The 11,689-nt window shown below is 64.2% G+C and carries 11 protein-coding genes; 4 read left to right on the top strand and 7 right to left on the bottom strand.

What is annotated here, in order from left to right; translation table 11 throughout:
- Positions 1 to 59: 59 nt before the first annotated feature.
- Positions 60 to 1,754, bottom strand: coding sequence for a VWA domain-containing protein (locus tag OE747_RS01290; protein WP_263826802.1), 1,695 nt, complete (start codon positions 1,752 to 1,754; stop codon positions 60 to 62).
- A gap of 188 nt (positions 1,755 to 1,942) precedes the next feature.
- Between OE747_RS01290 and OE747_RS01285 the strand changes: the two genes are divergently transcribed.
- Positions 1,943 to 2,503 (top strand): class I SAM-dependent methyltransferase, encoded by a 561-nt coding sequence (locus OE747_RS01285; protein WP_263826801.1) that lies wholly within the window; start codon positions 1,943 to 1,945, stop codon positions 2,501 to 2,503.
- Positions 2,504 to 2,508: 5 nt separating this feature from the next.
- On the opposite strand, the gene OE747_RS01280 is transcribed toward OE747_RS01285, so the two are convergent.
- A complete protein-coding gene (locus OE747_RS01280; protein WP_263826800.1) occupies positions 2,509 to 2,868 on the bottom strand; it encodes a rhodanese-like domain-containing protein in 360 nt (119 codons plus the stop codon).
- Between the two features lie 182 nt (positions 2,869 to 3,050).
- On the opposite strand from OE747_RS01280, the gene uvrA reads away from it, so the two are divergent.
- Positions 3,051 to 5,909: an excinuclease ABC subunit UvrA gene (gene uvrA / locus OE747_RS01275; protein ID WP_263826799.1), complete on the top strand. Its 2,859-nt coding sequence runs from the start codon at positions 3,051 to 3,053 to the stop codon at positions 5,907 to 5,909.
- A gap of 20 nt (positions 5,910 to 5,929) precedes the next feature.
- On the opposite strand, the gene OE747_RS01270 is transcribed toward uvrA, so the two are convergent.
- The gene (locus OE747_RS01270; protein ID WP_263826798.1) at positions 5,930 to 6,364 is read right to left on the bottom strand and encodes an excinuclease ABC subunit A; all 435 of its coding nucleotides are present in this window, start codon (positions 6,362 to 6,364) and stop codon (positions 5,930 to 5,932) included.
- A gap of 125 nt (positions 6,365 to 6,489) precedes the next feature.
- Between OE747_RS01270 and OE747_RS01265 the strand changes: the two genes are divergently transcribed.
- Together OE747_RS01265 and OE747_RS01260 are read left to right on the top strand one after the other, a co-directional pair.
- Positions 6,490 to 7,272 (top strand): helix-turn-helix domain-containing protein, encoded by a 783-nt coding sequence (locus OE747_RS01265; RefSeq protein WP_263826797.1) that lies wholly within the window; start codon positions 6,490 to 6,492, stop codon positions 7,270 to 7,272.
- A 51-nt stretch (positions 7,273 to 7,323) separates the two neighbouring features.
- Positions 7,324 to 7,908, top strand: coding sequence for a VOC family protein (locus tag OE747_RS01260; RefSeq protein ID WP_263826796.1), 585 nt, complete (start codon positions 7,324 to 7,326; stop codon positions 7,906 to 7,908).
- Positions 7,909 to 7,911: 3 nt separating this feature from the next.
- On the opposite strand, the gene OE747_RS01255 is transcribed toward OE747_RS01260, so the two are convergent.
- The 4 genes from OE747_RS01255 to OE747_RS01240 form a co-directional block, all read right to left on the bottom strand.
- Entirely contained in the window at positions 7,912 to 8,292 is a 381-nt protein-coding gene (locus tag OE747_RS01255; RefSeq protein WP_263826795.1) for a hypothetical protein, read from the bottom strand.
- A gap of 178 nt (positions 8,293 to 8,470) precedes the next feature.
- A complete protein-coding gene (mmsB, locus tag OE747_RS01250; protein WP_263826794.1) occupies positions 8,471 to 9,343 on the bottom strand; it encodes a 3-hydroxyisobutyrate dehydrogenase in 873 nt (290 codons plus the stop codon).
- A 2-nt stretch (positions 9,344 to 9,345) separates the two neighbouring features.
- Positions 9,346 to 10,386, bottom strand: a complete 1,041-nt coding sequence (locus OE747_RS01245; RefSeq protein WP_263826793.1) for an enoyl-CoA hydratase/isomerase family protein — start codon at positions 10,384 to 10,386, stop codon at positions 9,346 to 9,348.
- Between the two features lie 7 nt (positions 10,387 to 10,393).
- A complete protein-coding gene (locus tag OE747_RS01240; protein WP_263826792.1) occupies positions 10,394 to 11,536 on the bottom strand; it encodes an acyl-CoA dehydrogenase family protein in 1,143 nt (380 codons plus the stop codon).
- Between the last annotated feature and the right edge of the window lie 153 nt (positions 11,537 to 11,689).

Here is an 11,689-nt window from a genome sequence, read left to right as displayed (position 1 = left end):
ATCATCCGCTTTTGCGGTAAAGTTTACCCTCGCCCGGCCATGCCGGGCGAGGGTTTTTCTTACTCCACCACCACCGCGCGGCGGGCCAGGATACGCTCGCCCGCGACGGTCGAGACATAGCGCAGCTCGTAACGCCCAGGCGTGTCAGGGGCCTGCACCTGCACCGTCGCGCCATCGCTGGTATAGGCATAGCCGAGATAGTCCAGCACACCCGCATCCGGGGTGACAAAGGTGATATAGTCGCCCTCATAGGCCGGGCCGGTATGGCTCACCGCCACCATGCTGCCCGCCGCCACCCGGTCGGGCGCCGCTAGCGTCACGCTCAGGTCGGTCACCGTGATCGGTTGGCTCACCGCAACCGAACTGTCCTGACCCACCACATAACGTAGCTGGTATTGGCCCGGTTCCAGCGGCATCCGCAACCCCACCGGGTTGCCGTCGCGTACATAGGCATAGGTCACGTAGTCATTACCGTCACCCGCATCCAGACGCGCCACGGTCAGGAAATCCTCGTCAAAGCCGCCGCCGGACCATGCGACCTCCACCAGACTGCCCACCGGTGCGCTGTCCGGCGCGCTCAGGTCAAAGCCGCGCTCAGTTACGGTGATCGGCAGGCGGGCCAGCGTTTGGATCCCGTCCGCCAGCACATAGCGGATCTCATACGCGCCCGGCTCCACCGGCAGGCGCAGCGGCAGCGGGTTGCCCTTGGCGGTATATTCAAAGGTCAGGTAGCTGGCGTCGTTGGCGCCAATCGGACCGGCAGTCAGATAATCGCCATCGCCGTCCGGGCCGGTCCAGGTGACCTCGACCATGCCACCCGCGGTGCCACTGGCCGGCGCCGAGAGGGTGGCGAGGGGCAGAGCTTCGGCAAAGACGATCTCGACCCCCTCGCTGCCGCCGGGTTTCAGGGTGACCCTACGCTCCTCCACCGTCTCATCCGACAGGCGCAGGGCACGGACCAGATAGGTGCCGGGCGGCAGTTCGGCCTCGCCGCTAATCCCCTGGGTCGCATCCATGGCCTGCGCGCCATCCTCGGTGTACACCTCCCAGACTACCTCGACCTCACGGAATGTGCTGCCATAGGCCTCGGTCGCGGAATAGATCAGCCGGGCGGGACCGGGCGCCGGGTCGGGCTTCACCGTGGCGGCAGCGGTCAGCGCCGCGCCCAGTTCCTCGGCATTGGCAGCGCTGCGGAATGTCCCGCCGGTCTGGTCCGCCAGGCATTGCATCTGCGCCAGCGCCTGCGGGTCGTCGATATCGAAGCCCACCACATGGGCGGTGAAATCGACGCCCGCCGCCTCCAGCGCGGCGGCGGTGGCGCAGGGATCGGCGTCACAGGTCTCGACCCCGTCCGAGACCAGGATCACGGTGGCCTTCTCCTCGGTATAGCGCAGCGCCTCGGCCGCCTGCCGCACCGCGTCCAGCATCGGCGTCTTGCCCTTGGGTTTCAGCCCGGCCACCGCCTCGGCGATCGCCGCGCGATTGCCCGCCGCAGGCAGGGTCAGCGTTTCGATATCGCCGCAATCGCCCTTGCGCCGGTGCCCGTAAACCGTCAGCCCCAGCGGCTGGTCTGTGGGCAGGGTGGCCAGCAGGTCGCCCACCACCCGGCGGGCAATCTCGATTTTCGCCTCGCCCTCGATCTGGCCCCACATCGAGCCCGACGCGTCCAGCACCAGAATGGCCGAAGGCCGCTCTTGCGCGGCAAGGCTCAAGGGAAGACAACAGGCCAGCGCGGCCCAACCAATCCGTTTCATTCAATACCCCGTATTCAAAGCGAAATCCGCCGCGCAATCCCGCGGCATGGTCAGACATTACGAGGTCGGGAAAACGCGAAAAGGGGGAAAATGTCGCTGTTTGGCACATTTGCGCGCAAATGCATGCCGGGCGACTGGACGCACCGCGCAAGGGCTGCTTTCCTGCCGCCAAGAGCACGGAGGCAACAGTGACCAGTTTGAACCGGATTGTCATGGCGCGGTCGAGCCGCAAGCTGATAAGGGATCTCGGCCCCGACCGGCTGGATGCCGCCGAGGTCTCGGGCAAATGGGGCCAGCAGTTCAGCTTTCGCAGCTATCGCCGCTTCATCTATCCCGAATACGATATCTGCGCCGGACCCTATCGGGATGAGGCGGGCGAGATCCTGTTCTTTGACCTGATCATGGCCAACCAGGTCTGGGAGCACCTCGACCGTCCCTATGAGGCGACCCTGAACGTGCTGGAAATGCTGCGGCCCGGCGGCCATTTCTGGCTTGCCGTGCCGTTCTTCATCCCGTTTCACGCGGCCCCCATGGACAATTCACGCTGGTCGGCACGCGGGCTCCGAAACTTTCTCACCGAATGCGGGTTCGACGAGGATGAAATCCGGGCCGAGCAATGGGGCAACCGTCACGCGGCGCTGCGCAATCTCGAAACGCCCTGGCCGCCGGAATATCACCCCGAGACAGATCCGCTCGACAACGACCCCGATTTCCCGATCTGCGCCTGGGCGCTGGCGCGCAAGACCTGACGCGCTCAGTCGCGTTCCAGCGCGCCGCCCGCCTGAACCCAGTGGCCCAGCCCACCGATATTGTGCACCGGATCAAAGCCCAGCCCGCGCAGGATGGATTCGGCATGCGCAGACCGGCCGCCCGACGCGCAATAGACCGCGATCGGTCCGGCATCTGCCAGCAGCGGGTGGAAATCCGGATGCCGTCGGTCCGCCATGTCGCGCAAACACATCAGCGGGATATGCAGCGCGCCCTGTGCCTTGCCGGTGGATTGCACCTCACCATGCTCGCGCACGTCGATCAGCAAAAGATCGCCGCTGGCGGCCTGTTGCACGGCATCGGCCACGGATAGACCAACGGGAGAGGGTTTCTTGAAAAAGAACATGTCGCCTGCCTGAGGATATGGGCAAATCCGCCCGGAAGAGATGCCCTGAATTTAACATTCATAAATGTGAATGCAATGGGTAAATCTTGCGCTTGTGATTTGTTCCCTTTACGTTCTGTTAATTGGGTTGGAGACTCGCGGCGGATCGCCTATCTGTTGCGCATTGGGTCCGAGGGCAGTTCATGGCTGAGCAGAAGTTCATCGAGGTACGCGGCGCGCGCGAGCATAATCTCAAGGGGATCGACGTCGATATTCCCCGCGACCAACTGGTGGTGATCACCGGTCTTTCCGGCTCGGGCAAGTCCAGCCTGGCCTTTGACACGATCTATGCCGAAGGGCAGCGGCGCTATGTGGAATCGCTGTCCGCCTATGCGCGTCAGTTCCTCGACATGATGGAAAAGCCGGATGTGGACCATATCAGCGGTCTGTCCCCGGCGATTTCCATCGAGCAGAAGACCACCAGCAAGAACCCGCGCTCGACCGTCGGCACGGTGACCGAGATCTATGACTATATGCGGCTGTTGTTCGCGCGCGCAGGCACGCCCTATAGCCCCGCCACCGGCCTGCCAATCGAGGCGCAGCAGGTGCAGGACATGGTCGACCGGATCATGGCGATGGAGGAGGGCACGCGCGGCTATCTGCTGGCCCCCATCGTGCGCGACCGCAAGGGTGAATACCGCAAGGAGTTTCTGGAACTGCGCAAGCAGGGCTTTCAGCGGGTCAAGGTGGATGGTCAGTTCTACGAGCTGGACGAGCCGCCGACGCTCGACAAGAAGTTCCGCCATGATATCGACGTCGTGGTGGACCGGATCGTGGTGCGCGAGGGGCTGGAGACCCGGCTGGCCGACAGCCTGCGCACCGCGCTCGACCTCGCCTCTGGGATAGCCATCCTTGAAACTGCGCCCAGCGAGGGCGAGCCCGAGCGCATCACTTTTTCCGAGAATTTCGCCTGCCCTGTCTCGGGCTTTACCATACCCGAGATCGAACCCCGCCTGTTCTCGTTCAACGCGCCTTATGGTGCCTGCCCGAAATGCGATGGTCTGGGGGTCGAGCTGTTCTTTGACGAACGCCTCGTCGTCCCCGACCAGAGCCTCAAGGTCTATGACGGCGCGCTGGCGCCCTGGCGCAAGGGCAAGTCGCCCTATTTCCTGCAAACCATCGAGGCCATCGCCCGTCATTACCAGTTCGACAAGAACACGCCCTGGAAGGATCTGCCGGAAAAGGTACAGCATGTGTTTCTGCGCGGCTCCGGCGACGAGGAAATCCAGTTCCGCTATGACGAGGGCGGCCGCGTCTATCAGGTCACCCGCAGTTTCGAAGGCGTCATCCCCAACATGGAGCGCCGCTATCGTGAGACCGACAGCGCCTGGATCCGCGAAGAGTTCGAGCAATATCAAAACAACCGCCCCTGCGGCACTTGTGGCGGTTACCGGCTGAAGCCCGAGGCACTGGCGGTCAAGATCGCGGGCCTGCATGTGGGCGAGGTGGTGCAGATGTCGATCAAGGAGGCCTATGCCTGGATCGACACCGCGCCGGCCGCGCTGAGCGCCCAGAAAAACGAGATCGCACGCGCCATCCTCAAGGAAATCCGCGAGCGGCTCGGGTTCCTGAATAACGTGGGATTGGAATATCTTACGCTGTCGCGTTCAAGTGGTACGCTGTCGGGTGGCGAAAGCCAGCGCATCCGCCTGGCCAGCCAGATCGGCTCAGGCCTGACCGGCGTGCTCTACGTGCTCGATGAACCCTCGATCGGCTTGCACCAGCGCGACAATGACCGGCTGCTGACCACGCTCAAGAACTTGAGGGATCAGGGCAATACGGTGATCGTAGTCGAACATGACGAGGAAGCGATCCGCGAGGCCGATTATGTGTTCGACATCGGCCCCGGTGCGGGTGTGCATGGCGGGCAGGTGGTCAGCCACGGCACGCCGGCGCAGATCGCCGCCGATGCGGCCTCGGTCACCGGGCAATACCTGTCGGGCAGTCGCGAAATATCGGTCCCGGCCGAGCGCCGCCCCGGCAATGGCAAGAAACTGACGGTGGTCAAGGCCACCGGCAACAACCTGCGCGAGGTCACCGCCGATTTCCCGCTGGGCAAGTTTGTCTGCGTCACCGGCGTATCGGGCGGGGGCAAATCCACGCTGACCATCGAGACCCTGTTCAAGACCGCCAGTATGCGCCTGAACGGCGCCCGGCAGACGCCCGCGCCCTGCGAAACCATCAAGGGGCTGGAGCATCTCGACAAGGTGATCGACATCGACCAGCGCCCCATCGGGCGCACCCCGCGCTCGAATCCCGCTACCTATACCGGTGCCTTCACGCCGATCCGAGACTGGTTCGCGGGCCTGCCCGAGGCCAAGGCGCGTGGCTACAAGCCGGGGCGGTTCAGCTTCAACGTCAAGGGTGGCCGGTGTGAGGCCTGCCAGGGCGACGGTGTCATCAAGATCGAGATGCATTTCCTGCCCGACGTCTATGTCACCTGCGAAACCTGCAAGGGCGCGCGCTATAACCGCGAGACGCTGGAGGTGAAGTTCAAGGGCAAGAGCATCGCCGATGTGCTTGATATGACTGTGGAAGATGCGCAGGAGTTCTTCAAGGCGGTGCCGTCGATCCGCGAGAAGATGGATGCGCTCTCGCGTGTTGGCCTGGGCTATATCAAGGTTGGCCAGCAGGCGACGACGCTGTCGGGCGGCGAGGCGCAGCGGGTGAAACTCAGCAAGGAACTCAGCCGCCGCTCCACCGGCCGCACGCTCTACATCCTCGACGAGCCGACCACCGGTCTGCATTTCGAGGACGTGCGCAAACTGCTCGAAGTGCTGCATGAACTGGTCGAACAGGGCAACACGGTGGTGGTGATCGAACACAATCTGGACGTGGTGAAAACCGCCGACTGGATCATCGACATCGGCCCCGAGGGTGGCGATGGCGGCGGCATGATCGTGGCCGAGGGCACGCCCGAGGACGTGGCCAATGCCGAACGCAGCCATACCGGGCGTTACCTGAAACCGATGCTCAACCCTGAACGGGTGGCGGCAGAATAACGCCGCTACCCCGGGTGCACTCAGGCAGGATGCGCCCGCGCCTGCCGCGCCAGCAGCAGCGGCATCAGAAACAGCGCCAGAAACCCGCTGTTCATCACCACGTTGAACGCGGCCCCGGCCAGCACCGATCCGGCGCTGTCGATCACGAACCAGGCGAGCACCCCGCGCAGGATGATGCGCCCGCCCGTCTCGGCGTCGCGGGCATAGACGTCGCGCACCACCTGCCAGATCATCACCCCCAGTCCGACCAGCAAGCCGCCGCTGATCGCGGTCATCAGCTGCACGGCGGCGCTGTCCAACCGGTCCGCCGCGTCCAGCGGCAGGATCGCAAGGTCCAGAAAGAACTCCAAGGGCGCGTGGCGGTCCAGCGCGATAGTGGCGAACATGGCCAGCCCGAACAGCGAGCTGACAACAGCGGCAAACGACAGCAGGCGGGTGGCGCGGTCTTGGGTCATCTCAACTCTCCATTTCTGATGCTGGGGCCAGCCTGCCACCGCAAAGCGCGGCAAAACAATTACCTCTGGGGTAAGTGAAACCCGCGCCTGATGCCCTATACTGGAATAAGCGGAGGGCAGCGACGATGGACAGGTTCGGAGATGTGCTGCGGGAATGGCGCCAGCTGCGCCGGATGAGCCAGATGACACTTGGCCTCTCTGCCGGGGTTTCACCGCGCCATATCTCGTTTCTGGAAAGCGGACGTGCCCGGCCCAGCCGGGGCATGGTGCTGCGGCTCTGTGACGAGTTGGAGGTGCCGGGCAGCGCCCGCAACCGCTGGCTCACCTCGGCGGGGCTGGCGCCCACCTATCACAGCCGGGCAGGCGACGCGCCCGAAATGGCGCCACTGACACAGGCAGTCGACTGGATGCTCAGCCGTCATGCGCCCTATCCGGCGATGGCGGTAGACCGGCACTGGTGCCTCAAGGCGATGAACCGCCCCGCCCAGGCGATGTTTGCCGCAACCGGGCTCGGGGCGGGTGACAGCCTGATCGACGCGTTGCTGGACAATCCCGCCCTTGCGGCGGCGCTGGAAAACCGGGCCGAGGTCGAGCGGCTGAGCCTGACGCGCCTGCGCACCGAGCTTGCGCATTTTGGCCATGACCCGGTGCTGGAACCGGCGGTGGCCAGGCTGGCGGAACGTGTCGCGCAACAGCCAGGCACCGTCGATGCTCCGATGCCCGCCGTGATCCCCGCCCGCTACCGGCTGGGCGAGGCGGTGCTTTCCTTCTTCACCACCATCACCCAGTTCGGCGCCAGCGGCGACATCGCCATGTCCGAACTCAGGATCGAGATGTTCTTTCCCGCCGATGACACCACCCGGCAGACGGTACAGGTGCTCTGGGGGAATGCGACTCCCGGAGATTGAGACATGGCGCCATTGCGCTATGCTCTGAGCGGGGACCAGAGGAGGACGACCATGCGCAAGCTACAGACCCAGGGCGTGCATCACATCACCCTGACCGGTGCCGACCGGCAGAGCACCATCGACTTCTGGGAGGGGGTGCTGGGCATGCCCTTCGTGTTCGATCAGCCCAATCTCGACAACCCGGACGAAGGCCATGTCTATTTCGACCCGGGCGACGGGCGCTTGATCACCGTGTTCACCAACGAGGCGCGCAAGGGCACGCCCGACCGCACGCCGACCGATCCGGGCTGCGTGCATCACATCGCCTTCAACGTGTCACAGGCCACATTCTGGCAGGCGGTCGAGCGGCTGGACGAACGCGGCATCGACCATTCCGGTCCGCGCGACCGGGGTTTCATGGATTCGATCTATTTCAAGGATCCGCTGGGCCTGTTGATCGAACTGGCCAGCTACCGGTTCGAGCCGCCGGTGGGCTGCACCCATGCCGATGTGCTGCTGCGCGCCCATCGCATTCGGGTGGCGCGCGGTGACTACAATATCGACCGCATCCACCTGGCGGATGCGATCGAAGAGCTTGTCACCGCCCGGCAAGACAGCCTGTCCGAGGATCGCGCGCCCAGGAACCCCTGGCGCTGAGTCTCAGTTCAGGATGTCGGCCACCGCGCCGATCAGGTTCAGCACCTTATGGGTGTCGCGGTCAATCTGGTAGACATAGTCGCCCGCCCGCACGTAATAGCCGTCCCGCTTCAGGCCATAGCGATAAGGGTCGTCGATGCGGAAATAGTCACGCGGGATATAGTCGCCGATGCCATAGCGCGCCTTTACCTGTCCGGGCGGCACGCAGGGAACGGCCTTCTTGGCCAGTCCCGGCGGGCAATGCACCGAGACGGTCGTATTGGCCGGGCGGGTGACCTTGACCGTTTTTTCAACCTTATGGGGGGCCTTGCCATTTCCCGCCAGGGCAGGGGCAGCAGCAAGGGCCAGGCTCAGCACCAGCGAAGCAGAGATCATCCGTTTCATGTCATCAACTCCATCTTGCGACCGGGACTCCGGGCTCTCTCTCATCAGATGGGGCATGCGCGGCGCAACTGCAAACCTCTGCGCAAGAAACCGCCGGCGAACACACCGGCGGCTGGCTTCTTTCTGGTTGGAAATACTCCGGGGTGAATTGGCCGCAGGCCAAGAGGGGTGGCGCCCCTCAGCTGCGTCCGCGTTTTTCGAACCGGGGCAGCATGGCGCTGAAATCCATGCCCTTTCCGTCCTCGTTCTCGACGAATTGGGCATAAAGCGCTTCGGCCAACTGGCCCATCGGCGTATCGGCATCGGCGCTGCCAGCGGCCTGCTGGCTCAGCCGCAGATCCTTCAGCATAAGCTCGGCCGCGAACCCAGGTTTGTAGCCGTTGTCGGCGGGCGATTGCGGCCCCACCCCGGGCGCCGGGCAATAGGCGTTCATCGTCCAGCTATAGCCCGACGAGGTCGAGACCACGTCGAACATCTTCTGCCGGTCCAGTCCCAGCTTGTCGGCCAGCGCAAAGGCTTCGCAAGTGGCGATCATGGTGACGCCCAGGATCATGTTGTTGCAGATCTTGGCGGCCTGTCCGGCGCCTGCATCACCGCAATGCACGGCCTTCTGTCCCATGATGTCGAACAGAGGCTTGGCCTTGTCGAACGCCGCTTCCGAACCACCGGCCATGAAGGTCAGCGTGCCCGCCGCCGCGCCCCCGATGCCGCCCGAGACCGGCGCGTCGACGGCCAGCAGCCCGGCCGCCTCGGCATCTGCCGCCACCGCGCGGGCGCTGTCCACGTCGACGGTCGAGCAATCGACCAGCGCAGCGCCCGCCGTCATCGCCGGGATCACCTCGGCGGCAACGGCGCGCAGGATCTGGCCGTTGGGCAACATGGTCACCACCACATCGGCGCCCCGCGCGGCCTCGGCCGCGCTGGCCGCGCGGGTCACACCCGCCACCTCGACCGGCGCCATGTCGAAGCCGGTCACCTCGTGACCGGCCTTGGCCAGGTTGGCCGCCATCGGCGCCCCCATATTGCCCAGACCGATGAACCCGATTTTCATGCCTATTCCTCCTCGAATGTCAGCGCCTCGGCGCCCAAAGGCTGCAACATGGCCGATACCGCCACCGCAGGCACCGTCAGATCGGCATATTGCCAGCGCGGATTGCGATCCTTGTCGATGATCTGGGCGCGGATCCCCTCCAGGAAATCGCCCTTTTCCATCGCACGATAGGTGAAGCGGTATTCCAGCTCCAGCGCCTTGCGGATTGTCAATGTCGCACCGCGCAGCCGGTGCAGCATCTCAACCGTGCAGGCCATCGACAGCGGTGAGTTCCGTCCCAGGCTGGCGCGCGTTTTCTCCGAAAACTCTCCGGCATCGGCCCGCAATGACGTCAGGATATCCCCCAGCGTTTCGCCGCCGAAATGCCGATCGATCTCACCCTGCATGGCGCGCAACTCGCCCGGGGGCGGGGTCTGCGCATGAGTGGCGAGAGCCGCCGGATCGCCCGAGGCCTCGAGCATCTCGATCAGCCCCTCCCAGTCACCTTGCGGAATGTAGAGATCGGCAAAGCCCGCAAAAATCGCGTCATCCGGCCCCATCCGCCCGGCGGTGGTGCCCAGGTATTCGCCCAGCCGCCCCGGCGCCAGCGCCAGCATCAGCGTGCCGCCCACGTCCGGAACCAGCCCGATACCGCATTCCGGCATGGCGATCTTGCTGCTTTCGCCCACCACCCGGTGCGAGCCGTGACAGCCGATGCCGACACCGCCGCCCATGGTGAAGCCCTGCATGAAGCTGACCACCGGCTTGGGATACTCGAAGATCATCGCATTCATGCGATATTCGTCGCGCCAGAAGGTGCGCCCGTACCCATAGTCACCTCGGGTGCCGGTATCATAGAGCTCGGCAATATCGCCCCCGGCGCAAAACGCCTTGTCGCCCTCGGCATCAAGGATCACCAGCGCGACCTCGTCATCCTCGCGCCAGTTCCTGAGCGCTGCGTCGATCGCCATGCACATGTCATAGCTCATCGCGTTCAGCGCCTGCGGGCGGGTCAGCGTGATCCGCCCGGCGCGTCCCGTGACCCGAATGTCGATATCTGCCATCTGATCCTCAGCGGTTGGCCAGCATGTGGCGGGCAACGATCACCCGCATGATCTCGTTGGTGCCTTCCAGGATCTGGTGCACCCGCAGGTCACGCACCAGCTTCTCTATCCCGTAATCGGCAAGATAGCCGTATCCGCCATGCAGTTGCAGGCACTGATCCACCACTTTCGAGCCGGTCTCGGTGACGAATTTCTTGGCCATGGCGCAGAACTTGGTGGCATCGGGTGTCTTGTTGTCCAGCTTCCACGCCGCCTGCCGCAGGAAGGTGCGCGCCGCCTGCAACTCGATCTCCATATCCGCCAGCCGGAATTGCAGCGCCTGGAACTGGTCGATGGATTTGCCGAACGCCTTGCGCTCGCCCATGTATTGCAGGGTCATGTTCAACGCCGTCTGTGCCGCGCCCAGGCTGCACGAGGCGATATTCAGCCGACCGCCATCCAGCCCCATCATCGCGTATTTGAACCCGTCGCCCTCGACGCCGACCAGGTTGCCCGCGGGCACCTTGCAATCGTCGAACTGCACCTGGGCCGTGGGCTGGCTCTTCCAGCCCATCTTCTGCTCCAGCGCGCCAAAGCTCAGGCCGGGCGTGCCATCCTCGACATAGACGGTCGAAATGCCCTTGGGCCCGTCCTCGCCGGTACGCACCATGCAGACATAGGCATCGGAATAGCCGCCGCCCGAGATGAACGCCTTGGTGCCGTTGAGCGTATAGCCCTCGTTGGTCTTCTCCGCCCGCGTCTTCAGCGCCGCCGCGTCCGAGCCCGATCCCGGTTCGGTCAGGCAATAGCTCAGCACGGTGTTGAGCGACAGCACATCCGGCATCACCCGCGCCTTCAACTCGTCACTGGCGAAATTGTCCAGCATCTTGGCGCACATGTTGTGGATCGACAGGAAGGCCGCGACCGAAGGGCAGGCCATGCTCAGCGCCTCGAACACCAGTGTCGCATCCAGCCGGGTGAGGCCCGCGCCGCCGGCCTCCTCGGACACGTAAAGCCCGCCAAAACCCAGTTCGCCCACCTGCGGCCACAGGTCCTTGGGAATGGTGCCCTCGGCCTCCCATTGCCGGGCAAAAGGCGCGATATTGTCCTGGCCGAATGCATGGGCCATGTCGAAGATCGCGGTCTGTTCCTCGGTCAGTGCAAAATCCATGACGTTTCCTCCATCGGCAGGACAGCAGAATTGAACAGTTGTTTATTTCTTACCGCCGCGCCGGTATCCGATCAAGCACCAATGCCGCAAATACCCCATGCAGAAATGCAAAGCGCACCGCCCCAAGCCCTTTCACTTTGCCCTAAATACTCC

It is taken from the genome of Ruegeria aquimaris, from assembly GCF_025751555.1.
GTDB lineage: Bacteria > Pseudomonadota > Alphaproteobacteria > Rhodobacterales > Rhodobacteraceae > Ruegeria_B > Ruegeria_B aquimaris.
The sequence above is the reverse complement of the archived record's forward strand: the minus strand, read 5'-3'. Positions and strand labels throughout refer to the sequence as shown.

What these genes read in the sequence shown, in the direction of transcription:
- OE747_RS01255 (WP_263826795.1), bottom strand. Translation starts at nt 8,292, where the DNA reads ATGAAACGGATGATCTCTGCTTCGCTGGTGCTGAGCCTGGCCCTTGCT.
- OE747_RS01265 (WP_263826797.1), top strand. Translation starts at nt 6,490, where the DNA reads ATGGACAGGTTCGGAGATGTGCTGCGGGAATGGCGCCAGCTGCGCCGG.
- mmsB (WP_263826794.1), bottom strand. Translation starts at nt 9,343, where the DNA reads ATGAAAATCGGGTTCATCGGTCTGGGCAATATGGGGGCGCCGATGGCG.
- OE747_RS01240 (WP_263826792.1), bottom strand. Translation starts at nt 11,536, where the DNA reads ATGGATTTTGCACTGACCGAGGAACAGACCGCGATCTTCGACATGGCC.
- OE747_RS01245 (WP_263826793.1), bottom strand. Translation starts at nt 10,386, where the DNA reads ATGGCAGATATCGACATTCGGGTCACGGGACGCGCCGGGCGGATCACG.
- OE747_RS01260 (WP_263826796.1), top strand. Translation starts at nt 7,324, where the DNA reads ATGCGCAAGCTACAGACCCAGGGCGTGCATCACATCACCCTGACCGGT.
- OE747_RS01290 (WP_263826802.1), bottom strand. Translation starts at nt 1,754, where the DNA reads ATGAAACGGATTGGTTGGGCCGCGCTGGCCTGTTGTCTTCCCTTGAGC.
- OE747_RS01270 (WP_263826798.1), bottom strand. Translation starts at nt 6,364, where the DNA reads ATGACCCAAGACCGCGCCACCCGCCTGCTGTCGTTTGCCGCTGTTGTC.
- uvrA (WP_263826799.1), top strand. Translation starts at nt 3,051, where the DNA reads ATGGCTGAGCAGAAGTTCATCGAGGTACGCGGCGCGCGCGAGCATAAT.
- OE747_RS01280 (WP_263826800.1), bottom strand. Translation starts at nt 2,868, where the DNA reads ATGTTCTTTTTCAAGAAACCCTCTCCCGTTGGTCTATCCGTGGCCGAT.